This is a genomic window from Parapedobacter defluvii (assembly GCF_014642075.1).
In the GTDB taxonomy this organism is placed as follows: Bacteria; Bacteroidota; Bacteroidia; order Sphingobacteriales; family Sphingobacteriaceae; genus Parapedobacter; species Parapedobacter defluvii.
In genome coordinates this window covers 61,933-85,063 of record NZ_BMIK01000023.1, presented here as the reverse complement: position 1 = coordinate 85,063, position 23,131 = coordinate 61,933, and the positions used below count along the sequence as shown (strand labels likewise).

Genomic DNA, 23,131 nt, shown 5'->3' with positions numbered 1-23,131 from the left:
GATTTGCAGTAAGCACAAGGGGTGTTTCCCAGCCCCGCGGGGCTGGGAAACACCCCTTGACACAGTTCATTTTACAGACCCTTGGCTAATTATATTGCTCAATTTAGATTTTAATTCGCTTGTGGTAAAGGTGTATCCTCGGCCTTCATCGTACTCTTTCTTAGTGGGTTTCATGCTAAATAATAGCCGTTGAATCTCCTTAAGTTCGGATTGGAATTCATTTATCGTGTCTTGTATTCTCCCTTGGGAATATTCCTCAAATATTGATTTTAGGTTTAACGTGCCAATTTTTTTCATATTATGGTCATTAGCGTTTCTAGCTGCTAAAGTACATAACATAACGAGGTCTCTTGGCCGTTTTCTTACCATGGACATCAAGACACGATACATGGGGACATTCTCCCAGCGACCATAAAGCGTAAAATTTTTTTCAAAAACGTTGTCTAAGAATGTTGCTATATGCCTTTGTTCTTGTGACAAAGCCTTTTTTTCATCAAAGTTTCTTCCATAAAATGTTTCAATGCGTTTAATAAGCATAGCTAATATTTCATGGTTAGTCCATTTATGCCATATTACGTTGTTTTCAATCTTGTCCGTTGATTCATCGGAAGTCCTCACCAAATAATACACATCGCTTCGCAACGCGATCTTAAAATATAAACCTTCGTTTTCGTTGCTTAAATCTCTTACTGCATTCAACAATGCAGATATCCTATGTATATCTTCCTTTCTATTTTGCCAACCTCTGTCAAGATCGTCGATGTATATATCAATTTTAGAATTTGTAAGAAAAGCTGAAATTATTTGTTTCTGCGTTGGTTTTAAGTCGATTTTATCGGATAGTGGAGATAGAGTTTGAGTAATAAAGCTAATAATCCCTCCAGTATTTTTTAAAGATTTTTTGATTATAGAGGTTTCCTCTTTGATTCCTATTGATTCGAGGGTTTTCAATGCGATTATGACCAATAATCCATTTTTCCAATTTCGAATAGTTTGCAAAACATCGCTTGTGTCTTTTCCAAGTTCTGCTATATCGTCGGGTCGGATTAAGATAGGTAGTACTCCTCGTTTTTCATCTTCGCTTCTTGCTATCTTGAAGATTGCGGATTTGCCTACACCTTTATGTCCAACCAATATCCTAAGTGGTAGATTTGCAGTGATTTTATCGTGGGTTGTTCCCTTAAAATAATATTCCTTTAATCTGTCAATCTTCTCGTCTTCAGCAGCCATTGAACCGAAAAGCATATTTATTTCCTCTTCGGTAAAGTTTAGGTCTTGTCTCGGTGTTTTCATTTTATCTGTTTATCGATGTTGGTTTATTGTAGTAAGGAACTAATCGGTTCTCTAACTTTGGGTCTAGTGGAAACTTTGTTTTAGTAGTCCCCTACGTGATTAGTTTTATAATCCGACACGATTTCTTTTTTAAGGTTGTTCATTTTTTACTTTCCTCAATCTTCTTTCAGCCTCGGCTAAGGCCTTAATTGGAATTTTCTTAATCAACTGAAAATAATACGGCTTCCGACCTTTGCCTTCTTTCTTGGTGTCCTTTTTGTCCGTTTGAATAACGTACTCGTTCAACGGATTGTTGAGCCGAGTAGTGACTTCGCTAGTGCTTACTTCTTCTTTAAAGGTTTCGAGCAATTTAGTCACGATATGTTCTGCCAGGAATTCGCCGTCTTGATTGTATTCGGCTAATACTACAATAATCTTTTCATTCAAGAGACGCTGATCGTAGGACGTTTCTTCGTGTGGCCCTTCTTTTTTTCGAAATGCAATCCTCGCTTTCGTTTTTTCCGGAAGAGAATCAAATGAAGGCATCTCAAAATCTGGATTTCCAAATTCGAAATATCGTAGGCCAAAGATTAGGGAGATTTCGTCCACCGAATCCAGTTCAATACCTCCAGTACCGGCTAAAACTGCTTCGATGGTTTTTTTGTTTACCTTGGATAAAAAAGCAATATCAATAGGGCCTAGGCCGAATTTTTTCATATACCTTTTCAGTATTTTGGCAAGCTCTTCAATTACTGTCATTTGCAAGGCCGATTATTTAATATAAATTCTTTGGATTTTAGTTTTTATATGTTTATCTTTGCTGTAGTTAATTAAGCGACAATTATGAGTGGGGGCAACCCTCCGCTGATACGATGTCACTCATGAACGAAACCGTCAATTTCCCCATGAGTAGACTGTGAGCTCGCCCATTTATTGAATTATTATACTTTTGTAGTATCATATTCAATAGGGTGAGCCTCATGTCAGACTTTTGGGGAACCAAGCTTCGGCTTGGCGGTTCTTGACGGTACCAGTTCAAAAGCTTTGAGGCTCACCTTATTGGTTTAATTCCAATTTGGTTTCCTTCAATACTTATGAGTCTGACGTCGTTTTATAACCAAAAAAATTATGAAAACGACATCCGCCAAACCGTCAGATTACCGCCACCGCAAACCTCTTGCGGAAAGCATCGCATTTAGCGATAGCAAAAAAGTACACAGCCAATCCCTAAAAAATCTATATAAGAACGTTAAGCGCAGCCCCGAATAGATACTGTTAAAAATATCGCAGCCAGTCGAAGTTTGAGGGTAAGGCACATTAAAAAACGCCACTCCCAAAAATGAAGGCAATAAAAAAGCCCACTTCCCACGGCTGCCACCGACCCCAATGCTGAAAGAAAAACCCGTTTTTAGCTCAGGTTGGTGAAGGTGTTTATTTTCGGTTACTATGCAATAGCTAAAAGTAGACGCTTTTTTCCAAACCTGCAAATATTCGCGGAAATTTTCTTCGGCTTGGCGGTCGGTTTGAGAATAAATTTTTCTTAAACCGTTAATTACCAACGCTGCATGAAACTAAATTTACGCATAGGGGAGGGGTATGTACTTTCCAAACATAAACTTACATACGCTTATATACAATATTTCAGCCTGTTGGCTGCAACAACGATCATGTGTTTGGAAGCCCGCGCACAGCGCCCCGAATCCTCGGGGCCTGTGTTGTCGGGCATTGTAACCGACACTGTGGAAGCCGCCATTTCAGGTGCCACCATTACCGTCAAAGGCACTAGTGTGAAAACAATCTCCGGCCGGGATGGTAGATTCACCCTTTACGCACCGCAGCAAAGCGGTACACTCGTTATTTCGTACCTTGGCCACCAAACCATCCAGGAAAAGTTCAGCGAAGGAAACATAGGTCCTTATCATTTCACGCTCGTACCCACCGAAAACTTGCTTGAAGAAGTGGAGGTGAGCACCGGATACCAAACCATTTCCAAAGAACGCGCCACGGGCAGTTTCGAAGTGGTGAGTAATAAGTTGTTCAACCGCGGCATCAGTACCAACGTGATGGACCGGCTGGACGGATTGGTGGCCGGGGCAAACTTTGACCTGACGAAAAGTTACAGGTGGCGTGACCGGGGATATTTCCTGCCCCAGGTCACTTACATGATGCAGGTACGGGGCCAGAATACCTTTACAGGAGAAATCAGGCCGATTATTGTGCTGGATAATGTAATTTATGAAGGGGACCCGAGAAACATCAATCCGAATGACGTAAAGGATATCCATGTACTCAAAGATGCGGCAGCAACTTCCATCTGGGGCACTCAGGCAGGCAACGGTGTGGTGGTAATCACGACCAAGCGTCCTTCGGAAACGGGGAAGCCATCCGTCGGTTTTGTTAGCAATTTTACGCATGTCGCAAAGCCAGACCTATATGCCCTGCGCGAAATGTCAAGCAGTGACTTCATAGATTACGAACAGTGGCTGTTTGACAAGGGCTTTTACGATGGAATGATCAACGATACATGGAGTTACCCTACTGTCTCGCCGGTTGTGGAATTGCTCAACAGCGTGCGGGAGGGTGACCTGGAAATGGATGTTGCCCAGCGGCAAATAGACGGATTCAGGGGCAACGACGTCAGGCAGGACTACCTAAATCATGTGTATCGCCCGCAGGCACTACAGCAATATGCCCTAACCATAAATGGCGGAAACCAGACTGCGGGTTACCTGCTATCGGCAGGTTATGATAACAATAAACTTCAATTGGTTACATCAAACAACGACAGGCTCACCCTGCGTAGCGCCGTCAACGTAAACTTGACCGAAAAGCTGAGTTTGAAGACCTCCATCAGTTATGCGAAGAGCCGTGCAAACAGCAACGGTACATTTTCGCCGATTGCGTATGGTACGCTATACTCGGGTGGGGGCAAGTCCAACTGGCCCTACCTCCGCCTGGTAGACGATCAGGGAAATCCTGCTTTAGTTGACGCCGTGGCATACCGCAAACTGTACCGGGACACGGCAGGTAACGGCAACCTGCTTAACTGGCAATACCGGCCCCTCGCCGAACTCGACCAAAGCAGGCAGCACATTGCCGTTCAGGACATCCTGATGAGTGGCGACTTGGGTTACGCATTTACACCGAACTGGTCCGCAGCGCTACTCTATACCTACCAGAAAGGCAACACGGAGATTGAAGACTGGCACGGCGTAGCGTCTTACGCCATGCGGGAGAAGATCAATATCTATAGCCAATGGGATGACAACGGCGTTACACAGCGGCCATATCCACTGGGTGACCGCATGGACCGCATGTATGAAACCAGGCAATCCCATACACTGCGCTTGCAGGCGAAGTACGCTGCCAGCTGGAACGATGATAAGGAACTGAATGCCATCATCGGCGCAGAGCAGCGGCAGATCACGACAACGAACAACGGCAATACGCTGCTGGGTTATAACAGGCAGAATCTTACCTATCAACCCGTAGATTTTGCGGGGTATTACCCATTGTACAACCAAGCCTTTGGCGGGCAGCGGATTCCGAACGTTGCTGAGTTCTACATGGATGACCTGTTGAACAGGTATCTCTCCGCATATGCCAATGCGTCGTTTACCTACCGGAAAAGGTATATCCTTTCCGGTAGTTTCCGCCAGGACGCATCCAATGTGTTCGGGCAGCGAAGCAACCAACGCTGGACACCCCTGTGGTCAACCGGGGCGGCCTGGAAACTTTCCGATGAACCCTTCTATCGTGTTTCATATCTCCCCACCCTGAAGCTGCGGCTCACGTACGGCTACAGCGGGCAGGCCATCACCACACAGGCGGCCATCCCAATCATCTATTACCAGGGTACGAGCGCCCTTACCGGGCTGCCCCAGGCCAGCATCACCACACCGGCCAATCCTGACCTCCGATGGCAGAAAACGGCGACGCTTAACGGCGCCGTGGATTTTGCCACCCTCAATAACCGGATAAGCGGAAGTATCGAATGGTACAGGAAATGGTCAAAGGACTTGCTCAGCCGGAGTCCCGTCGATCCGACAACCGGTTTCAATTCACTCACGGTGAACGCCGGTTCCATCGCGGGCAAGGGATTGGATATCACCATTAATACCGAAAATATCCGTTCACCTGATTTTGCATGGCAAAGCACATGGCTCTCCAATTATAACCGGAATATCGTAACGGATTACTACGCGGCTCCCCTTTATGCACGCGATTATGTATTAGCGGGTAACACCCTGAATCCGGTAAAGGGAAGAGATCTGAATGGTCTGTATGCATTACCCTTTGCAGGGCTGAACCCGGAAACGGGAGATCCCATGGGGTATCTTGACGGGGAGGAGAGCACTGACTACCGGAATATACTGCTCGGTACGCCCGAAAGCCTTCTTTATTTCGGATCCAGTATCCCGGTTCACGTTGCCACACTCCGCAATTCTTTCTCCTACAAATCTTGGAACTTATCAGTCAACCTGCAGGCAAAACTGGGTTATCATTTTTTCCGGAATGGGTTTTCGGACTACAGTGCTGCCACGTTTTGGCAGACCCACCAGGACTATGCAATGCGCTGGCAAAAGCCGGGCGATGAGGCGTTTACTCACGTCCCGTCCCTCAGCTATCCTCTCAATAATAACCGTAGCGAATTCTATAAACGATCTGATGTCCTCGTGGAAAAGGGCGATCACATACGGATCCAGGATATAAGTGTATCGTATACCGTGAATCAATTCGCCGGTTTTAAAAACGTGCAGATAAATGCATACTGCAGCAATCTGAATATCCTGATTTGGAAAGCAACTGAACTGGATATCGATCCGCTATATGAAAATGCGCTGCCGTATCCTCTTAGCATTTCGATAGGCATCCGTGCAAACCTTTAATACATCCATCATGAAAGTTATCTTTATCACCATCGCTGCATCCCTGCTTGTAATGACCTGCATTTCCTGTGAAGAGTACCTATCAGCCAAGCCCGATAAAAAGATGGCTGAGCCCTCCACAATAGAAGATTGTGAGGCGCTGCTTGACAATACCGCGGATATGAACATGGGTTTTCCCGCCGCGGGCGAGCCTGCGAGTGACAATTACTATTTGACTTCCGGTAATTGGGAATCCCTGACCACTCAGGAAGACCGGCTTAATTACCATTGGGATCCGGGCCAGACGGTTTTGCTCAATCAATGGCAGTTGCCTTACAAAACAGTAATGCAGGCCAATCAGGTGCTTGAGGTCTTGGATAAGCTGGATTCCGCAAGTGACCCCGACCGCTATAACCGTGTCCGCGGGAGCGCAATGTTCTTCAGGGCGTATGCATTCTTTTCCCTTTCTCAACTGTTCGCTCCACAGTATCAGCCGGAAAATGCGGATCGCGTCCCGGGGATCCCGATTCGGCTAAAATCTGACATCGGCTACTCGGCGGGGCGCGGCACCGTCCGGCAGACCTTCGAGCGGATTCTGACAGACTTCGAACAGGCCTCTGCGCTGCTGCCTGAACAGGCTACGGTAAAAACCAGGCCAAGCAAAGCGGCGGCTTATGCGGCGCTGGCACGTACGCATTTGTGCATGCAGAATTATGAAGAGGCAGCCAGGTTTGCCTCGGCCGCCTTACAGATCCAGGGTGACTTACTGGATTATAATGATCTGAGCCTGACTGCCGGAATCCCGTTCGCCCGCTTTCACGATGAGATCATCTTCCATGCAGGAACCAGTAGCAACAGTGCGCTCAATCCGGCCAAGGCTTATGTCGATTCAACCCTGTATGCCCAATACCATGCCCATGACCTGCGGAAAGCAATATTTTTCAAGATAAACCCCGATGGCAGCCGGTCATTCAAAGGCAGGTACGATGCACAAAACAACGCATCTTCCTTTGCAGGCCTTGCTGCCGATGAACTTTGGCTCATCAGGGCAGAATGTTATATCCGCACGGGCAGGATTCAGGAAGGGCTCGCCGATTTGAATCATTTACTCGAAAACCGATGGGAGGTAGGGTATTTTACTCCGTTTACAACGACTGACGCCGGTGAAGCACTATCACATGTCCTCAATGAGCGGCGCAAAGAGCTATTATACCGTAACCTGCGATGGAGTGATTTACGACGGCTGAACCTGGAGCCTGAGTTTGCCAAAACCATCGTCCGGGTGTTGAACGGCATTCGCTATGAGCTGCCGCCTAACGATTTGCGCTATACCCTGCTCATCCCACAGGAGGTTGTATTAAACAGCACATTAACTCAAAATCCCCGTTGAAATGAAAAATAAAACAGCTTTAGTGATAGGTTTGCTATTGTGTTCCTGGATGCTGAAAGCGCAGGATATTGGAAGTACGCTGCCGTCTTTCCGTGAACTTTCGACTCCCGAGAATGGACTACTCATCATTGATTTTTTCGCTACCACATGCAGCAATTGCATAGCGGCGATCCCCAAACTTAATAAGCTCCAGCAGCAGTACCCGGATCGTTTGAAGATTGTGCTGGTCAGCGAAGAATCGAAGGAGCGGGTCAGTACCTTTTTCGCAAGAAACGAATTTGCCAAGGGTAATCGCCTGCCTTTGATTACGGACGACACCACATTATCGGGGTATTTTAAGCACCAGACCCTTCCGCACGTTGTATGGGTAAAAGAAAATCGGGTCGTCGCTATCACAGATGGTGAATTTATCCAACAATCTTATATACAGGACGTATTGGAAGGGAATATTCCCGCTATGCCCGTGAAAAACGATTATCCGGCTTTTGATTATTCAAAACCGTTGAATATCAATCTTGATCAACAGGCTAACTATTCGGTGTTGCAGGGTTATCGCGAAGGAGCGTCGTTGAAATACGGGAGGGACAGTATGACATCACAGCGTTCAATCCGCGAATATATGATCAATGTGCCTGTTACGGCTGCATTTTTATATGCCCAGATGGCTACCCGAAAGCTGCCTTACATGAAGCAAACCCGTATGATTTTTGAAAATGTCCCGAAAGAACGCTTTATCCGGCAACAGAAAGATTTGCCGATGGCATTGTGGGAGAGAAAGTACGCGATAAGTTATGAGTCGGTATTGCCGGACAGTCTTTCCGAACAAGAACGGATGAAGGTTATCATGGCCGATTTGAATCTTAAACTTGGATTGCATATGCGTATTGAAAATCGAAGCATCCCGTGTTGGGTGGTCGATTCGGCGGTCACTCCGGTAATCGCGTTCAGCCCGGATTCAACTTGGTCAAAAACGAGGTTGTCTGATTTTCTCTTCCAACTTGACATTAGTTCACCGGATAGCCCGCCCGTCATTAATAAGGTGGACGGTGACAAGCAGGTGTGGGTAAGGAAATGGAAGGATTTAGAAGGCCTGAAAGAAATTATGCGCCTGAATGGGTTGCGATTGACTGAAACCGATGAGGTAACGGAAGTCTTGGTGATTGGCAAAGCGAACTAAAAAGATAGCCCGTTTGATCAGGACGGGCTATCTTTTTTCAAGACTATTGGAAACGTTTTAGGTCTTCAAACGTACATTCGGTGTATTTGCGGTAGAATGCGTATTCAAAGCTGTTAACATTTCATTTTTCAAGGCGTCTGTCAGATCAGGAAAGCCCGGAGAGCCTTCTGAAGCCTGGACAGCACATATCTGGTTGTTTCCGGAACATCCCGATGGTGAGCCTATTTCCTGGTAACTGGATGGATCGCCAGGTGCGTCCGGATCATTCAAACTATACCATGCCATACTTAATACCTCCTTTCTTTTGAAATTTTTGAACCGGCCGGACCGATCGGAAGCTTCCTGTTTTTGCGCAATCGCCCAGCGGTTTCAATGAAGCCAAGGTAGGGGCAATTCCTCCGCCATCCGATAGGCAAAACAAACTAAGGGCGGATAGTTTGCGCCGGGTAAGTCCGTTTCGCACTGTTTTTTGTCAGGTTGGGGAATATTCCGGCTGAAAACGCTTGGTTATTTCAATTTAGAACGCGAACTTCACCCGAAGTAAGCCAATTTCGCCGAAATACCAACGCAATGAGAGCTTTAGAACGATACCGACGCGACATTGCCGCGAAACTAAACTTTGAAATTGAAAGAGTCATGGCAATTGCACAACAGTACACCGAAAGTGGACTGTCACAGGAAGAACTTATAGCCGAAGGCAACGTTGGACTTGCCGAAGCCCTGGATCTATCGAAGGCAGGTCGCCTGGAACGTCCTTTTGCCAGCGAAGTGGACATCCGGGTTCGCTTACATATGGAGAATGCGATAAAACGGCACGAGGAATCGGCTACGCTGCACGATACGTTGCAGTACGATTCGCCATTGGTCGATCAGTTTACGGAGGGTAGTCATCACGGCGAATTATTTGAGCAGGTCGATGAAGCCCGCGAGATTTGGCGGCGTCTGATAAAAGGACACAACGAGCAATCGCATCGTAAATACATGCTGTTTTATCATTATTTTGGCATCGGACTTCCGTTTCCACAAACGCTTGAAACGTTCAGCGAAGTGCTGGAGATGAATCAAGCATCCGTAAAAATGCTGCTCACAAAGGCCATTGACCCCATTTTCGATAAGGTCTTCTGGTTCCGGAATCGTCATTCGCCACAGGCAATCATGCTGCTGGTTGACAAGTACTACCACGATCCGGCTATTTTTGAAACCGAAAGTCCCATACAGGATGCAGCTCCTTATTGCATCCCAAAACTAGTTAGCAACCAGAGAACCGCCCGAAACCACCGGGTAAAAAGGCAACGTCCAAACTCGGTCATCCATCGCGTTTTCCGCTACGTTCGCGCTATTTTTCGTTGAAGTTGCTTCCGCGTTTCCGCCACCGGTAAACACTCGGGCTCATGGCGACCCATTTCTTGAAGAGTTTAATGAAACTGTCGGCATAGGCATAGCCCAAACGTGTGGCAATTTCGCGAATGGGAAGGTCTGTGGTTACAAGCAATTCCTTGGCAGCCTCTATCCGAAGCGGTCGTTCCGCTCGTGGTTCGACAATTCCGGCTCGTTGAGCCGGTTTGTATACAGGGCGACCAACCGCGCGAGATACACTTTCAATGCCCCATCAAGCTCAGCACCGCGCTTGGGGCAATTTTTGATCTGAGCGAACGTGCGCCACACGGTTTTATCGATTTTGCAGGCAGGTAGGGCAAATAACTCCTCCGGCCTCGTCTTCCAGCGTTCGGCAAGTTCAGCCAGCTCCGGGTGATGCTGCCGCAACCACACGAGGTAACCATAGGGGAGGCTGAAGCCAAATAACGTATGGGATCCGGTATCCAGCATAATGGTACAGGTTCCAGCAGGCACATACACCGCCAGGCAGTTTCCTTGCCGTAGAACTGCATCGGCATGGTCAGTCGTTCGAAAATGGAACGTTCCTCCCAGCACATACAGGAAAAATACACGGCCAAGGGCGGTGTTGACAAGCAAGGTCGTCTGCTTCTTGGAATCCGTGCGATACAGCCACATATCAAATTGCCAGCCGGTGATCGACTGGCGAAGGATGCGTACACTTGCGGGTTGATTTTCCAACAAATGCTTTTCACCAAACGGTATGCGGTGCTCGTGGTTAGCCGGTAGCGTGTCGAGCGGCAGGAACGTAGTTTTGGGATTGCCCGGTAATTGGATGGTAAGGGGTTCAGTCATCGTTGCACACGTAGGGAAGCGATGGCAACCCGGCAGAGTCACCAGGATCCGCTGGTACTTTACTCGCCGGGTTGGCCGTTTCAATAAACTGCTGTTTGCTGATCTGTAGTGAAATTGTGCAGAAATCAATACGTAATACGGACGACGAACCGACCGGTAAAGGAAGCATTTTTGGCTTCGCTATTCCTGCTTTCGAATTCCTTGATCATGGCGGCGAGCTTGGCGGCCCGTACCGCTGGTTTCTCCGGTTTTTCCAGTACGATGGGTAACCGATGGGTTAGGGCGAAATACACCCCGTCGGCGGTAAAGCGGATCGTTGCGTAATCCAGCCGATTGAGGTAGGCCCGTTGCGAATCATCCAGCGAAAATCGCTGTACTACCCAGTCCTCAAAATAGAGATAGGCAAATTCGGCTTCGGTCCGGATGTCGTGATCCGGCTGTGCGTACACGTGATTCAACCAATCTTGTACGCCTGCAGATGTGAATGGGTACTTCATAAGAATTGAATTTTGATTTTACTGGCGGCTAAGTTGCAAACGATTGATTATAAAATAAATACAATCTGGAAGGGGGATGGAACGAACGCCCGGAAATAACGAACGAATGAAAGAAATCAGCCAACGAACGAAAAAGTTTAGTAACGAACGAATCAACTTTTTGATTACATTTGTGATTACACACTTAAACTAACCCATAAAAAACGATGGAAAAAATGTCAACCCTACTGGATTACCGCGACCGCGTCCCCCGTTTTTGGGCCGCAGCCATAGCGGCCTTGGCCATTTCGGCAATCGGCATGCGTGAGCAGTTCCTGGTCTTACTGTTGGAGCATACCTGGGCGGTTCTCATTGTTTACGGTCTTTCCTTTGCCCTGGCCTGGGGATTGATCTGGTACGTAGGCCGGCAGACACGCCGCCTGGACAGGTCCCATCCTTGGCCGGATGCTTTTTATGACCGGCTGCTCCGGCAATTGTTGCGCGGTGTGTTGGTTCCTGCGGTAGTCATCCTGGTATTTGCGCTCCTTTTTTTCAATCTGCTGACGGATCCCGCTGCACTGCAGGAAACGGGGTATTTTTATTCTGATTATCCATTGGCCGTGTTCCTGGTTGTCCTCTTGAATATGTGCTACGGTTTTGCCTATATGGTCACGTATGTCAGGCAACTGCAAACGGAACTGGCATCCACCCATGTCGAACTGGCCAATGAAAGGGAACGTATGAAGACGGTGGTCGCTACCGAGTCAGAGCCAAGGCCCAACACCTATTCACTGACCAACGAAATCGGCGAGCATGCCATCCCGTACGAGGAAATTGCGTATTTCAAGATGTGCACGGTTGAAACCGACGAAGGGAAAACACTCCGCTTTATTGAACTGACGTGCATGGACGGTCGGAAATTCAAGGCGAAAGAAGAATCGCTTGCACAGATCATGGAGTTTACGAACGGTTTTTTTAAACAGGTTTGCCGTCGATACGTGGCCGGGCAAGATGCCATCGCGTCGTGTACACAGGATCCTGTGTCGGGAAAACTGACCATCACATTATTGCCCGATGAGCCGGCGGTAGAACTCAGTATCCGGAATTCTGCCGCGTTGCGGGATTGGATTATCGAAAAAGTAGGTGTAATTTGGATTCCTGACGCATAACGATTATTTTTATTCAAGAATTAACCAATTGTTTCACGGCCATCTACCGGTGGAGCAATGGCTGACCCCCGGAACCGATCTGTAGTCCAGGAAAAACCTGCTGTTCTTCCTCAGGCTCCCATTGCCGGATCCGCTACCTCGTTGATGGCGCTTTAAACCTGAAGTGCCATGTTAACCAGACTCATGCAGTTACTTTATGAATTTATCAAGGAAGATTTGCGTCCCTTCATCCGTGAGGCGCACGAATACATCCGCGAACGGCGTAACGGCCATGAACAGCCGTTAATGGAACGGGCTTCCCCGGCGGATGAAAATCTGTACAACCGCAAAGAAGCTGCGGCGTTCCTGATGGTGGACCCGCGTACGGTAACGCGCTACCGAATTGATGGTAAGCTTCGATTTGTGTACAATGAAGACAACCGGATCCGCTACCGCGAAGAAGACCTTAGCGATTGTTATTTCTGGAAGTGGGGCAAACGGCCGTTGGGCTATACGTCCGCTGTCTGACCGTTGCCGGACTGCCGCGCCTAGAGTAGCCCTATGCCTGCCGTTTGCTGGTGGTCCGCTGGCGGTTTTTTGCATCGGTATCGCAAAGTGACCGCACCGAAAGCGCCAGCGGACCCCTCCGTGATGCGGAGCCTTCAAACACTTTTCCGGCAGTTATCATTGGAAAGGATAGGGACATTCCTGTCACCCCAACCTCGGTTTGGTGACAACCCACCGCTCATCGCGTGACAACGGGGTGACACACCTATGATGCTGTAAAACAACAAACTATGTTTGCCTCCGTCAGTCATCGTACCGGTACATCGAAACACTGGCAGGAGTATTTAATTGAAGTAATAATTTAAAAAAATCAGTAACAATGGCAAAATTCATTAACGGTGCCAACGGCACCTTTTCCGGAAAAGTGGGCAGCGTGATCGGCGCAACCTGGCGCGGCATCCACTACCTGCGTGGCCTGGCGAAAAAGAGTACGGTGCCACCCACCGAAGCGCAGGTGGCCCAGCGGCTCCGCTTTGCGCTGGTCACTAAGTTCCTCTCGCCCCTGCAGGGGATTATCTCGGTGGGCTTCCGCCACATCCGGCGGCTCACGGCAGCGCAGTTCAGTATGGCGGTGAAGCGCAACATCGAGCAGGCGGTTATCGGCGCAGCGCCGGATTTTGAGCTGGACTATCCGGCCGTCACGCTCAGTGACGGCGGCCTGTTCATCCCGCTCACCAGTTCGCTGGAAGTTGCGGAGGGATCGGTCACCCTCACCTGGGATCCGGCGCCCAACCAGTTCGGCGGTGCCAGCAACGATGTGGCTTACGTGGTGGTGCACAACGTGGAGCGGCAGCTGTTCATCACCACCGACACGCCCGCCACGCGGGAAGACGGCGAGGCGGTGGTGGACGTGCCGGCGCCCTTTGTGGGGCAAACCGGCCACGCGTGGATGTTCTTCGCCAGCCAAGATGGCAGGAAGGTTTCAAAAACGGTCTACCTGGGGGAAATTACGTTCCAATAGGCTAGACGTGTGGTTTCACGGTAAGGGGGCATGGCCCCCCTTACTTTCAGTTTTTCATCACACTTCACTTATTCACGATCATTATGGCTATTCTCAAAGGAGGTACCCTGCACGGCAAAGTGGGCGGCCTCGTCTACTACATGCGCAAGGGCGTATCCTGCGTGCGGTCGATACCCAAACCGCGCACTGATTCGCCTACCCCCGCACAGCGGGCACAACGGGAGCGGATGAAACTGGCTACGCAATTCCTCGCACCCTTGGCGCCAGTGCTGGACGATACGTTCAAGCCGGGCGACCGGAAAAAGCTGTCAGGCCCCAATTGGGCAACCAAACAGGTGCTGCAGGATGCAATTGCCGGCCAATATCCCGATCTGTCGGTCCGGGCCGAACGGGTATTGGTGAGCTGCGGGACGCTGCCACGGCTGCGTAATCCGGCGCTGGCGCTCGGTGATGGCGGATGGTTTACGTTCGTCTGGGCGCTCACGGAAAGTCCGTTTATCGATAATAATGTGCCGGCATACCTGCTGGTGTATAACCAGACCCACCGGCGTGTGGTGATGAGCAAAGGCACGGCTTGCAGGGGGGATGGACAGCTGGATATGCAGGTGGCACCAGAGGTGCTGAAAGGTACGGTTCACTGCTACGGATTCGTGATGGATCGCTTGCGCCGGTCGGCCTCCGATAGCGTGTTTCTGGGGACGTTTGTTGATGGGAAACTTGTAAACGATGAATGAAATAAAGATTATCCGCATGGCGCAGGGGAAGCACAGTACCCTCAGCCACCTATACGTCGCTGGTATTTTCTGTTGCTACCTGCTGGAAGATAGCATCCGGACAGAGAAAATTTTCGGGAAAACCTGCATTCCTGAAGGAGAATACGGGCTACGGCTTAACCTTTGGGCAGGCATTCCGCCGCGGCATACAAGTATGTGTATCCGCTGCTGGTGGAAGAGATTAGGAAGGACAATGATCGAGTAGTGGTGGAGAATCGGTTTTAGCCTGCCGCGCGCCAACTGGATCTCCTTCGCTGCGCTAGGATCTCCTAGGTTGCCTTCGCAGCGGGCGTAAAACCGCAAGGAGCTTAGTAAGCCCAAAAGGAACCTAGTGGCGTGAGCGTAGCGAGTGTTACGGTTTCGTTGGGCTTACTAAGTGATTCTGCCTCCTAAGTGACTTTAAATAAACTATTAAAAAAATGAAAGAAAGCCAAGATACAGTGGGACTGCCCGAAGCGGGCAAGCCGACAATCTATGAACGGATCAAGGAAGGACTGGCCGTGGCGAGCCAACTGGTGATTGCCTCGCCGCTGAAGCTGCCGCCCAGGGTGGTGGCCGTAGCCAAATACCTGGCGCTCGCGTTGGGTGTGCTGGAAGCGGTGGAAGGCGCAGCAAAGGATAGGAGGGAAGGCGATGAAGAGTAACCAGCAGCTCGGCATCGGCACCACGGGTGGCACGCTGCTGAGCGTCATTGGCCAGTTGGGCGTACACGATATGCTGCGCACGGCGCTGCTTGCCGCCATCGGTGCGGTGGTGAGCTTTGCGGTGACACTGCTGCTGCAACGACTGAGGCGTAAGTAAACACTTGGTCGAATATCAAAAAAGCGCGGACGTTTATCTGTCCGCGCTTTCGTTGGTCAACTTTAATTATATATATGATTCTATCGCTGTCCAGGGAGATAAATTTGGAAACCTAACGCTACGCCCAAACCGCTTGCTTTTTCCGATCCGGAAATTGTAGCTTTTCGGTAGTTATATCCTGCAGAGGCTTCAAGTGCCACATTCTGAGTTATAAAATGTGCATACCCTAGATTGGCACCTGCAGCTACAGTTGCCCCATCACCTTGTGAACTCCCTGCTATACCTACCGAACCATGAGCAAAAAATCTACCTGTCGCGCTGGAGCCTTGGGGAAAGAAATAACGGACAAAAGGCTCTACTCCGTAGTTCCAAACGTTATCGTGGTCCTTAATTGCAACCAGAGAAACGCTTGGTTGCAACCCTATTGCCAACCCATCCGTAACGAAATAGCCGGCATTTGGCCGCAAATTGATTTCGAAGCTTTTGTTTTCAAAGCTATACCCGATGTTACCTACGCTTCCGCCAATCATCCAGTTGCCTTTTTGAATGGGCGTCATTCCTACGTTTGCAGAGGTCTGTGGTCGATTGACGTCTTGTGCGTTTGCGGCAATAGCTCCCGCTAAAAATAAGGCTGAAAATAAAAGTACACGTTTCATGGTTTTTCGTTTAATGTTAACTATTAAAATTTAATACAGTTTTAACTTTATGTATATAACACAAAACGTGCCACATTGTTTAAATTCGGGTAGAAGGAGGGCCGGTTAACCGCATGAAGAGTGATTCTAGACGATGGCCGGGGTACATCGCAGCCAATTCATTCAATGGGAAATCGGCAACGATTTGTCCTTGGTGGATAATGACTACATCGTCACAGATAGCCTCCACCTCCTGCATAATGTGTGTAGACAGCAGTACCGTTTTCTGTGAGCTTAACTGTTTGATCAACAATCGGATGTCCTGTAGTTGGTTAGGGTCCAATCCCGAAGTGGGTTCGTCAAGGATCAGCACCTCGGGGTCGTGCAGAATGGCTTGCGCAAATCCGACGCGCTGCCGGTAACCTTTTGACAGTTGCCCTATTTTTTTTTGTTGCTCGGCCTCCAATCCCGTTAAAGAGATTACTTCGGCTATCCGCTCGTGAGCACGGACGATGTGATGCATTTCCGCGACGAAAGTCAGCGCTTCGTGTACGTACATATCTAAGTACAGTGGATTATTTTCCGGTAAATAGCCAATATATTGACGTGTCGCCAAGCTGTTTTGCTGGATGTCGAGGCCGCAGATCGACACCTGGCCAGCCGTGAGGGGGATGCTGCCGGACAAGATTTTCAACGTAGTGGATTTCCCGGCACCGTTTGGTCCCAGAAATCCCAACACCCTTCCCGGTCGGGCGTTAAAAGAAATTCCCTTTACCGCGGGGTGCTTACCATAGCATTTGAAAAGATTGGCAACTTGGATGCACATCGATAGCTTACTTGATAAAGGAAGAAGTTAATTTATGCTTGTTTCGGTAAGCCTGCAGCGCTCTACCCGCATCTATGGGTCGGTCCGTTGAAAGAATGTCTGCACCACGGTCCACCAAGTTGCTGTAAACCGTATCGCCGCGCACTGAGGCTTGTTTGTCGAGGTTGCCCATGGTACCCAGAATGCACAGGATGCCATGCCCGTGAAGCAGGTCGTATAACGGCTTGTCTGCTTCACGCGTCCCGATAAAAGCAACAAGCCGATTGTCCGGGATATTGTGGTCATTCAATCTTAGCAGATCAGCGGGCGATTGAATGGATGCGGATATCATGATCGTGGGGGCAAGTTGATGAACAGCTGCCGCTTGGTCTGCACTGTACGTAATAATTACGCAATAGGCCTCAGCTTTGTGGCGCCGGATGGCATCAATAACCGCAGCATAAGACACATCACGTTTTACATCCAGGGTAAAAATAACCTTTCCGGCACCCCATTGAAGGGCCTCGTCCAGTGTGGGTATACGGTAGGAGGTAATGTTGCCCTCAGGATCTTTTAACTTAAGCTTTTTCAGTGCAGAAAACTCAATCTCCTGCAATTTCCCTGAACCGGTAGTGGTGCGGTCCAAGGTCTCGTCGTGCAGAAGTACCAACACGCCATCTTGGGTCGTGCGTACATCACACTCGATGATAAGGGGTTGCTGGCGGAAGTTATTTTCAAAGGTTTCCAACGCATTTTCCGGAAAGCCCTTGGATGGGCCGCCGCGATGTGCGCTGATTAGTGGATAACGCTTTTCGTGATAGGTGAGGAATCGATATAATTCGTCAACAGAGGAGAGGGTGATCCGATGGGCGTTGTAACGGAAATCCCCCCCCATATTCGAAGGAAGACAGCCCACAAAGAACAATGCCAACAAGGATACTATCAAGAGCGGGGTAGCGCGCCACACCATAAAAAGGAATTTTTGCTAAAAATGGTAAACGGGCATAAAGATAGCGATTTCCCCATGGAAAATCAACCGATCAGCGTCGTCAATTCATCCAATTGCAACGATAATTGATTGACAACGTGGGTCGCTTGTTCGTAATAAGGAGCCCGGTCTGCAAGTTTCGACGTGATATCTGCCAACAGTGCTTGCCCAGATAATCCTTTTAAGGCCGGTCTTGAAGCAATATCCGTTTGGATAAGCCTGTCCCAAAGTGCCTTGGGGGGAAGATGGAAATAGATGGTCGTTCCGGTGTTATTCATCCATTCCATGTTATCAAAGTAGCAGGGGGTGCCGCCACCGGTAGAAACAATCGCAGGTTCGGCTAAGGGCAGGTTCTTCAACGTCTCGCTCTCGATTTGCCGGAATGCCGACTCGCCATGTTGCAGAAAATAATCGGCAATAGGCATACCGATTCTGTTGACAATCACTTCATCCAGGTCAATGAATGCACGTCCGGTCTTGGTAGCAAGTTTTCGTCCCCACGTAGTCTTGCCACTTCCCATAAAACCAATCAAAAATACAGGTTTTAATTTACTCATCTTGGTACGCTTTGCTGAAATATAGCTGATCCAACGTATCGAAATCAGGTAGTGTATTGTAGTGCCATTTGTCGATCACCGTGCCGTGCTGCATTAACAAGACACCCGGATTAGCCCGTACCATACTCTTAAGTGGCACAGCATCGGCGTAAAATATTTCGGTAAGTAAATTCAGTTCATCACTGATCCGTTCGGCTTCCTGCGTACTGCTGGCCGTGAGCAGGACAGCGCGTATGTTGTAGGTTTCGGCGGCATTCATCACCAGAGCATTGATTTTACGCAATGCCTCAGTATTGGTTTTTTCCAGATCCCAAGCAACTATCAGTAGATTGTAATACGGATTTTCGATCAGCTCATGGGTAACATCATCTCCGTTGGCATCGCTGATCAATAAATCAGGTATCGCAATTTGATACCCCTTTTTGACCAGCTTACTCTCGGGATCTCCTATGATTTCCCAATTTTCATCCTTCCACAATTCTTCGGCGAGGTAAACTTTGTCAGAGACCCGTTTTTCAACTCCGGTAGCTTTATTTTTCAAGGTATAAATAATCTCATATTCATCCCCCACCTGTCCTTCGGGCAAGGTCATAAGCTTAGGTAGGTTGTTTCCTTTCTTATAGGGTAGGAAATCAATGAATGGTAAAAAATTGAGGGTATAAACGCCGATTCCCAACGAAATTACCACAACCACTACGGTGATAATAGACTGTGTATACCGATCGGAAATGAGTGGTCTGATTTGTTCCCGGTTGATGAAAATGACAAGTATCAGGAGCAATAATACGAGATCTTTGCCAAAAGATTGCCAGGGGGTAAGAGGAATGGCATCGCCGAAGCAGCCGCAGGAAGTTACTACTTCAAAAAATGCGGAATAGAACGTCAGAAAGGTAAAAAACAGGATAAGCAGCAATAGGCCCCAAGCCACTGTACGACCCCAGAATCCAAGTAGCAGAAGTACTCCCAGTAGCATTTCCAGGCCGCAGATCACCACGGCGATGGCAACAGCATGGTCATTCAGAAAAACAGTGCCAAACACGTGAAAATATTCCTCCAGCTTGTACCCGAAACCTGTCGGATCATTGGCTTTGATAAAACCGGAGAAAATAAACACCATCCCGGTGACAATGCGGGAAAATGCTAACAAGTAATGGGTAGGGGAGGGCGATTGGGAAGTTTGCATCTGTGGTCTGCTTTAAATTGACTAACGATCAGCGAGTCCCAACTTAATAAGCGCAAAAACTGCGTAGTTGAGCATATCTTGATAGTTCGCTTTAACACCTTCGGAAACAACTGTCAGCCCTTCGTTGTTTTCAATTTGCTTTACCCGATAGATTTTCGTCAGAATCAGGTCGGTGAGCGAGGTAAGCCTCATCTCCCGCCAAGCTTCCCCATAGTCATGATTTTTGGCAAACATCAGTTCTTTGGTTTCTGTCACCACCTGATTGTATTTTTCAATCACTTCAGCCAGCGGAAGATTTTCATTTCCGTTGCCTGTTAAACTGAGTTGCATAATGGCAATGACACAGTAGTTCACAATGCCGACATACTCCTCCTGCACGCCATCACCAACTCTGGATACACGTTTCTCTTCCAGCGTACGTATCCGTTGTGCTTTTATGTATAGTTGATCCGTAATGGATGGGAGCCGCATGATACGCCAGGCGGTGCCATAATCGGCTGTTTTCTTTTCAAATAATTGTTGGCAATGCGTAATGATGCGGTCGTATTGTGCTGAAGTATCCATGTTAGGAGCAAAGATAAGAAGATTTGTTTACCAAAATAATGCCTCAAACCTGTCGTTTGCAATTGAGCAACAAGTTGTCTATGTTTGGGCGTGGAGAATTCGATGATACGGACAGTGCAGGTGACACGCTATGTTACCCCACTGCGGGAAGGAGGGTCGTTGCCGGCGATTGCTGAAGCAGATGACGGATTCCTGTATGCGCTTAAATTCCGGGGCGCAGGGCAGGGCAGTAAAGCCCTGATTGCAGAATTGCTTGGGGGAGAGATTGCCCGTATATTGGGTTTTCGTGTGCCGGAAATCGTATTTGCAGAGTTGGATGAAGCATTCGGCCGCACAGAACCGGATGAAGAGATACAGGATTTGCTGCGTGCAAGTACGGGCCTCAACCTGGCTTTGCATTACCTTTCGGGCGCGATTACGTTTGATCCGGTGGTCAATAAAATAGATGCTGATCTCGCTTCACGTATTGTTTGGCTGGACTGTCTGCTCACAAATGTAGACCGTACGGTGAGGAATACCAATATGCTGATGTGGCACAAAGAACTATGGCTGATTGACCATGGAGCGTCCTTGTATTTCCACCACAATTGGGATAATTGGCAGGAGCAAGCGGTCAAGCCGTTCGTGCAGGTTAAAGATCATGTCTTATTGCCTTGGGCAGCGCGGCTGGAAGATGCTGAAAGTGAGCTGAAGGTCAAACTCACGGATTCTGTTATTCAACGCATTACGGAGCAGGTGCCGGATGAATGGCTGAACAATAAGGAAGGAGTGTTGCCTGCGGATGCCAAAAAGGTCTACGCACAGTTTTTGGAGATGCGGATTGCTGCGTCAGGGGTTTTTGTTAAAGAAGCGCAAGATGCCAGGAAAAGAATTATTTGAGTATGCCGTGATCCGTTGGGTGCCCCGGGTGGAACGTGAAGAGTTCATCAACATCGGGGTAGTGCTTTATTCCCGTGATCAGCGTTTCCTCGACATGAAATATGAACTGTCAGCTGAAAAACTACGTGCGTTATATCCGTCGTATGACGCGGAAGAACTAGAAACCTACCTGACAGGCTTTGATTTGATCTGCAAGGGTGCGCGTGCGGGAGGCCCCATTGCCGATTTGCCGCCTGCGGAGCGTTTTCGGTGGCTTACAGCCAAGCGAAGTACCGTCATTCAGTTATCGGCTGTGCACCCGGGCCTTTGTGTGGACGCGCGGGATACACTTGATCGACTGTTCAATGCCCTGGTATTGTAACATAGGTTCCTTATTAACGGCAGTCCGCCAAAGCCTGCTGCACTTCCTCTACTGTAAAAATACCCATTTTGTTGCCAAATGAGTTGCCTATGTATGTAAGGACATAGGCTGTTTCAATGGGGGTAAGTTGTGGATTGGAGGGCATCTCGGTATTAAATGTCTTTCCGCCGACCTGGATGGGGGAGGACGAACCGTTTTTTACGATGCAGGGGAGTTGCTTCCGACGGGTGATCAGGAAGGTACTGTCGGTTAACGGCGGATAAAGGGTACCTAATCCTTCGCCCTTTGCGCCGTGGCAATTCTGACAATGCATCCCATATAGTTTTTGTCCGTTTACTGCATATTGGGCGGTCCGTATCGCTTGTTCACTTTGGCAGGCATGGAATAGGATATAAATCGATAGGAGTGCTGCACCTACGTGCAGGGAAGTGTTACGCCTCATTCATATTCCTTCAAAAGAATTGCCAATTCATCAAACAGCAACTGTATTTGTTCGTCGTTCGTGCCGTCGTAGGCGCCGCGGATATGCCGGTTGCTGTCTACCAGCAGCAGGTATCCCGAATGGTCGTAGCCCCCGGGGATGTTGCTATCTTCTTTGGTATATACCATATAACTGTCTGCCAAGCCATAAACACTAGCCTTGCTGCCGGTAACAAACTGCCACTGATCATTGGTGACGCCGAGTTTTTCGGCATAGGATTTAAGTACGGATGGCGAATCGTGTCGGAAGTCGATGCTGTGCGACAGGAACTTCACACGTTTGTCGCCTTTGTATTTTTCATAAACTTTCAGCAGGTTGCGCTGCATCGTAGGGCAAATGCTTGGACAGTGCGTAAAGAAAAAATTGGCGATATAGACTCCGTCTTCGAATGCCTGGTTGGTGATCAGGGTACTGTCCTGATTAAGCAGTTCAAAATCTGGTATGGTATGATACAGGGTGTCGGTAATTGTCTTTCCGTCAACCACTTTGGTAACCGGATCACGCGATCCCAGGATCGGGAGAGTTTTCGATGTTTCATTGCTGCATGCAGCGAGGCCAGCCAGTATGGAACCACTCATCAACAAGAAAAAAATGCTACGCATGGCCACTTAAAATTTTGCCAGTTTATCGGTTGCTTCTTTGGATACCTCGTCGAAGAATTGTTTCATCGCCTTCACCTTTTCAACTTCTTCCTCGTAATATGCTTTGATTTCGTCTGTAGACTTGTCTTGAGGGTCTACGTCAAAGGCTGTCATCCAATTCATCATGGAATCGGTTGCCAGTTCCAACCGATTTTTCAGGCCACTGAGGTCTGTACGGGTTTGCGTAGTGTCGATTTCAGGCTGTGCTTCCTTCAGCTGGGGCAGATTTGCCAATATCGAATCGATTTTTACTGTATTACGGTCGAAAGCGCTGATCTGAGGCATGATTTCATCGTGTACGGCGATTGCTTCCTCGCGCAGCCGGTCAATTTCACCGGTTTCGTTGCTGCCATTGTTGCAGGCAGCCATCACTAATAAACCGGCGCTGATTAATAAGATCGTATGTTTCATGAT

At 48.5% G+C, this 23,131-nt stretch carries 27 protein-coding genes; 13 read left to right on the top strand and 14 right to left on the bottom strand.

Annotated features, from left to right (window positions below):
- Positions 1-66 precede the first annotated feature (66 nt).
- Together IEX60_RS21840 and IEX60_RS21835 are read right to left on the bottom strand one after the other, a co-directional pair.
- Positions 67-1,293 (bottom strand): P-loop ATPase, Sll1717 family, encoded by a 1,227-nt coding sequence (locus tag IEX60_RS21840; RefSeq protein ID WP_188753521.1) that lies wholly within the window; start codon positions 1,291-1,293, stop codon positions 67-69.
- Positions 1,294-1,422: 129 nt separating this feature from the next.
- On the bottom strand, positions 1,423-2,031 hold the full coding sequence (locus IEX60_RS21835) for a hypothetical protein (RefSeq protein WP_188753520.1): 609 nt from the start codon (positions 2,029-2,031) through the stop codon (positions 1,423-1,425).
- A gap of 806 nt (positions 2,032-2,837) precedes the next feature.
- Here IEX60_RS21835 and IEX60_RS21830 point away from each other — a divergent pair.
- The 4 genes from IEX60_RS21830 to IEX60_RS21815 all read left to right on the top strand — a co-directional run bounded on the left by IEX60_RS21830 (position 2,838) and on the right by IEX60_RS21815 (position 10,057).
- A complete protein-coding gene (locus tag IEX60_RS21830) occupies positions 2,838-6,161 on the top strand; it encodes a SusC/RagA family TonB-linked outer membrane protein (RefSeq protein ID WP_188753519.1) in 3,324 nt (1,107 codons plus the stop codon).
- Between the two features lie 10 nt (positions 6,162-6,171).
- A complete protein-coding gene (locus tag IEX60_RS21825) occupies positions 6,172-7,530 on the top strand; it encodes a RagB/SusD family nutrient uptake outer membrane protein (RefSeq protein WP_188753518.1) in 1,359 nt (452 codons plus the stop codon).
- A gap of 1 nt (position 7,531) precedes the next feature.
- A complete protein-coding gene (locus tag IEX60_RS21820) occupies positions 7,532-8,707 on the top strand; it encodes a TlpA family protein disulfide reductase (protein WP_188753517.1) in 1,176 nt (391 codons plus the stop codon).
- A gap of 570 nt (positions 8,708-9,277) precedes the next feature.
- Positions 9,278-10,057: a hypothetical protein gene (locus IEX60_RS21815; RefSeq protein ID WP_188753516.1), complete on the top strand. Its 780-nt coding sequence runs from the start codon at positions 9,278-9,280 to the stop codon at positions 10,055-10,057.
- On the opposite strand, the gene IEX60_RS25220 is transcribed toward IEX60_RS21815, so the two are convergent.
- From IEX60_RS25220 to IEX60_RS21800, 3 genes are read right to left on the bottom strand one after another with little or no spacing between them, the layout of a single operon-like run.
- Positions 10,044-10,199, bottom strand: coding sequence for a helix-turn-helix domain-containing protein (locus IEX60_RS25220; protein WP_188753515.1), 156 nt, complete (start codon positions 10,197-10,199; stop codon positions 10,044-10,046). The genes IEX60_RS21815 and IEX60_RS25220 overlap by 14 nt on opposite strands.
- A gap of 14 nt (positions 10,200-10,213) precedes the next feature.
- A complete protein-coding gene (locus IEX60_RS21805; protein ID WP_188753514.1) occupies positions 10,214-10,981 on the bottom strand; it encodes a hypothetical protein in 768 nt (255 codons plus the stop codon).
- Between the two features lie 41 nt (positions 10,982-11,022).
- Entirely contained in the window at positions 11,023-11,394 is a 372-nt protein-coding gene (locus tag IEX60_RS21800) for a hypothetical protein (RefSeq protein WP_188753513.1), read from the bottom strand.
- 206 nt (positions 11,395-11,600) lie between these two features.
- On the opposite strand from IEX60_RS21800, the gene IEX60_RS21795 reads away from it, so the two are divergent.
- The 7 genes from IEX60_RS21795 (at position 11,601) to IEX60_RS21765 (ending at position 15,623) form a co-directional block, all read left to right on the top strand.
- Complete coding sequence (locus IEX60_RS21795; protein WP_188753512.1) at positions 11,601-12,542, top strand: hypothetical protein; 942 nt, start codon at positions 11,601-11,603, stop codon at positions 12,540-12,542.
- 168 nt (positions 12,543-12,710) lie between these two features.
- The gene (locus tag IEX60_RS21790; RefSeq protein WP_188753511.1) at positions 12,711-13,049 is read left to right on the top strand and encodes a helix-turn-helix domain-containing protein; all 339 of its coding nucleotides are present in this window, start codon (positions 12,711-12,713) and stop codon (positions 13,047-13,049) included.
- Between the two features lie 358 nt (positions 13,050-13,407).
- A complete protein-coding gene (locus IEX60_RS21785; protein ID WP_188753510.1) occupies positions 13,408-14,049 on the top strand; it encodes a DUF6266 family protein in 642 nt (213 codons plus the stop codon).
- An 83-nt stretch (positions 14,050-14,132) separates the two neighbouring features.
- Positions 14,133-14,783: a DUF6266 family protein gene (locus tag IEX60_RS21780; protein ID WP_188753509.1), complete on the top strand. Its 651-nt coding sequence runs from the start codon at positions 14,133-14,135 to the stop codon at positions 14,781-14,783.
- A complete protein-coding gene (locus IEX60_RS21775) occupies positions 14,776-15,027 on the top strand; it encodes a DUF5675 family protein (protein WP_188753508.1) in 252 nt (83 codons plus the stop codon). The genes IEX60_RS21780 and IEX60_RS21775 overlap by 8 nt, the downstream gene beginning before the upstream one ends.
- Before the next feature lie 214 nt (positions 15,028-15,241).
- The gene (locus IEX60_RS21770) at positions 15,242-15,466 is read left to right on the top strand and encodes a hypothetical protein (protein WP_188753507.1); all 225 of its coding nucleotides are present in this window, start codon (positions 15,242-15,244) and stop codon (positions 15,464-15,466) included.
- Positions 15,456-15,623: a hypothetical protein gene (locus IEX60_RS21765; protein ID WP_188753506.1), complete on the top strand. Its 168-nt coding sequence runs from the start codon at positions 15,456-15,458 to the stop codon at positions 15,621-15,623. Before IEX60_RS21770 ends, IEX60_RS21765 begins: the two co-directional genes overlap by 11 nt.
- 80 nt (positions 15,624-15,703) lie before the next feature.
- Here IEX60_RS21765 and IEX60_RS21760 read toward each other — a convergent pair whose 3' ends face one another.
- The 6 genes from IEX60_RS21760 to IEX60_RS21735 form a co-directional block, all read right to left on the bottom strand.
- On the bottom strand, positions 15,704-16,279 hold the full coding sequence (locus IEX60_RS21760; protein ID WP_188753505.1) for a hypothetical protein: 576 nt from the start codon (positions 16,277-16,279) through the stop codon (positions 15,704-15,706).
- A gap of 79 nt (positions 16,280-16,358) precedes the next feature.
- On the bottom strand, positions 16,359-17,084 hold the full coding sequence (locus tag IEX60_RS21755; RefSeq protein ID WP_188753504.1) for an ATP-binding cassette domain-containing protein: 726 nt from the start codon (positions 17,082-17,084) through the stop codon (positions 16,359-16,361).
- A gap of 7 nt (positions 17,085-17,091) precedes the next feature.
- Complete coding sequence (locus tag IEX60_RS21750; RefSeq protein ID WP_188753503.1) at positions 17,092-18,033, bottom strand: glycerophosphodiester phosphodiesterase family protein; 942 nt, start codon at positions 18,031-18,033, stop codon at positions 17,092-17,094.
- A 62-nt stretch (positions 18,034-18,095) separates the two neighbouring features.
- Positions 18,096-18,608 carry a shikimate kinase gene (locus tag IEX60_RS21745; protein WP_188753502.1) on the bottom strand — a complete coding sequence of 171 codons (513 nt, stop codon included), beginning with the start codon at positions 18,606-18,608 and terminating at the stop codon, positions 18,096-18,098.
- A complete protein-coding gene (locus IEX60_RS21740) occupies positions 18,601-19,791 on the bottom strand; it encodes a BT_3928 family protein (RefSeq protein WP_188753501.1) in 1,191 nt (396 codons plus the stop codon). The genes IEX60_RS21745 and IEX60_RS21740 overlap by 8 nt, the downstream gene beginning before the upstream one ends.
- A 21-nt stretch (positions 19,792-19,812) precedes the next feature.
- On the bottom strand, positions 19,813-20,355 hold the full coding sequence (locus tag IEX60_RS21735) for a DUF1599 domain-containing protein (protein WP_188753500.1): 543 nt from the start codon (positions 20,353-20,355) through the stop codon (positions 19,813-19,815).
- Positions 20,356-20,457: 102 nt separating this feature from the next.
- Between IEX60_RS21735 and IEX60_RS21730 the strand changes: the two genes are divergently transcribed.
- Positions 20,458-21,234 (top strand): HipA family kinase, encoded by a 777-nt coding sequence (locus tag IEX60_RS21730; protein ID WP_188753499.1) that lies wholly within the window; start codon positions 20,458-20,460, stop codon positions 21,232-21,234.
- The gene (locus IEX60_RS21725; RefSeq protein ID WP_188753498.1) at positions 21,212-21,595 is read left to right on the top strand and encodes a DUF3037 domain-containing protein; all 384 of its coding nucleotides are present in this window, start codon (positions 21,212-21,214) and stop codon (positions 21,593-21,595) included. The genes IEX60_RS21730 and IEX60_RS21725 overlap by 23 nt, the downstream gene beginning before the upstream one ends.
- A gap of 13 nt (positions 21,596-21,608) precedes the next feature.
- On the opposite strand, the gene IEX60_RS21720 is transcribed toward IEX60_RS21725, so the two are convergent.
- From IEX60_RS21720 to IEX60_RS21710, 3 genes are read right to left on the bottom strand one after another with little or no spacing between them, the layout of a single operon-like run.
- Positions 21,609-22,037, bottom strand: a complete 429-nt coding sequence (locus tag IEX60_RS21720) for a c-type cytochrome (protein ID WP_188753497.1) — start codon at positions 22,035-22,037, stop codon at positions 21,609-21,611.
- A complete protein-coding gene (locus tag IEX60_RS21715) occupies positions 22,034-22,678 on the bottom strand; it encodes an SCO family protein (protein WP_188753496.1) in 645 nt (214 codons plus the stop codon). Before IEX60_RS21715 ends, IEX60_RS21720 begins: the two co-directional genes overlap by 4 nt.
- 6 nt (positions 22,679-22,684) lie before the next feature.
- The gene (locus tag IEX60_RS21710; RefSeq protein ID WP_188753495.1) at positions 22,685-23,128 is read right to left on the bottom strand and encodes a transposase; all 444 of its coding nucleotides are present in this window, start codon (positions 23,126-23,128) and stop codon (positions 22,685-22,687) included.
- Positions 23,129-23,131: the final 3 nt, after the last annotated feature.

What these genes read in the sequence shown, in the direction of transcription:
- IEX60_RS21840 (WP_188753521.1), bottom strand. Translation starts at nt 1,293, where the DNA reads ATGAAAACACCGAGACAAGACCTAAACTTTACCGAAGAGGAAATAAAT.
- IEX60_RS21835 (WP_188753520.1), bottom strand. Translation starts at nt 2,031, where the DNA reads ATGACAGTAATTGAAGAGCTTGCCAAAATACTGAAAAGGTATATGAAA.
- IEX60_RS21830 (WP_188753519.1), top strand. Translation starts at nt 2,838, where the DNA reads ATGAAACTAAATTTACGCATAGGGGAGGGGTATGTACTTTCCAAACAT.
- IEX60_RS21825 (WP_188753518.1), top strand. Translation starts at nt 6,172, where the DNA reads ATGAAAGTTATCTTTATCACCATCGCTGCATCCCTGCTTGTAATGACC.
- IEX60_RS21820 (WP_188753517.1), top strand. Translation starts at nt 7,532, where the DNA reads ATGAAAAATAAAACAGCTTTAGTGATAGGTTTGCTATTGTGTTCCTGG.
- IEX60_RS21815 (WP_188753516.1), top strand. Translation starts at nt 9,278, where the DNA reads ATGAGAGCTTTAGAACGATACCGACGCGACATTGCCGCGAAACTAAAC.
- IEX60_RS21800 (WP_188753513.1), bottom strand. Translation starts at nt 11,394, where the DNA reads ATGAAGTACCCATTCACATCTGCAGGCGTACAAGATTGGTTGAATCAC.
- IEX60_RS21795 (WP_188753512.1), top strand. Translation starts at nt 11,601, where the DNA reads ATGGAAAAAATGTCAACCCTACTGGATTACCGCGACCGCGTCCCCCGT.
- IEX60_RS21790 (WP_188753511.1), top strand. Translation starts at nt 12,711, where the DNA reads ATGTTAACCAGACTCATGCAGTTACTTTATGAATTTATCAAGGAAGAT.
- IEX60_RS21785 (WP_188753510.1), top strand. Translation starts at nt 13,408, where the DNA reads ATGGCAAAATTCATTAACGGTGCCAACGGCACCTTTTCCGGAAAAGTG.
- IEX60_RS21780 (WP_188753509.1), top strand. Translation starts at nt 14,133, where the DNA reads ATGGCTATTCTCAAAGGAGGTACCCTGCACGGCAAAGTGGGCGGCCTC.
- IEX60_RS21775 (WP_188753508.1), top strand. Translation starts at nt 14,776, where the DNA reads ATGAATGAAATAAAGATTATCCGCATGGCGCAGGGGAAGCACAGTACC.
- IEX60_RS21770 (WP_188753507.1), top strand. Translation starts at nt 15,242, where the DNA reads ATGAAAGAAAGCCAAGATACAGTGGGACTGCCCGAAGCGGGCAAGCCG.
- IEX60_RS21765 (WP_188753506.1), top strand. Translation starts at nt 15,456, where the DNA reads ATGAAGAGTAACCAGCAGCTCGGCATCGGCACCACGGGTGGCACGCTG.
- IEX60_RS21760 (WP_188753505.1), bottom strand. Translation starts at nt 16,279, where the DNA reads ATGAAACGTGTACTTTTATTTTCAGCCTTATTTTTAGCGGGAGCTATT.
- IEX60_RS21755 (WP_188753504.1), bottom strand. Translation starts at nt 17,084, where the DNA reads ATGTGCATCCAAGTTGCCAATCTTTTCAAATGCTATGGTAAGCACCCC.
- IEX60_RS21750 (WP_188753503.1), bottom strand. Translation starts at nt 18,033, where the DNA reads ATGGTGTGGCGCGCTACCCCGCTCTTGATAGTATCCTTGTTGGCATTG.
- IEX60_RS21745 (WP_188753502.1), bottom strand. Translation starts at nt 18,608, where the DNA reads ATGAGTAAATTAAAACCTGTATTTTTGATTGGTTTTATGGGAAGTGGC.
- IEX60_RS21740 (WP_188753501.1), bottom strand. Translation starts at nt 19,791, where the DNA reads ATGCAAACTTCCCAATCGCCCTCCCCTACCCATTACTTGTTAGCATTT.
- IEX60_RS21735 (WP_188753500.1), bottom strand. Translation starts at nt 20,355, where the DNA reads ATGGATACTTCAGCACAATACGACCGCATCATTACGCATTGCCAACAA.
- IEX60_RS21730 (WP_188753499.1), top strand. Translation starts at nt 20,458, where the DNA reads ATGATACGGACAGTGCAGGTGACACGCTATGTTACCCCACTGCGGGAA.
- IEX60_RS21725 (WP_188753498.1), top strand. Translation starts at nt 21,212, where the DNA reads ATGCCAGGAAAAGAATTATTTGAGTATGCCGTGATCCGTTGGGTGCCC.
- IEX60_RS21720 (WP_188753497.1), bottom strand. Translation starts at nt 22,037, where the DNA reads ATGAGGCGTAACACTTCCCTGCACGTAGGTGCAGCACTCCTATCGATT.
- IEX60_RS21715 (WP_188753496.1), bottom strand. Translation starts at nt 22,678, where the DNA reads ATGCGTAGCATTTTTTTCTTGTTGATGAGTGGTTCCATACTGGCTGGC.
- IEX60_RS21710 (WP_188753495.1), bottom strand. Translation starts at nt 23,128, where the DNA reads ATGAAACATACGATCTTATTAATCAGCGCCGGTTTATTAGTGATGGCT.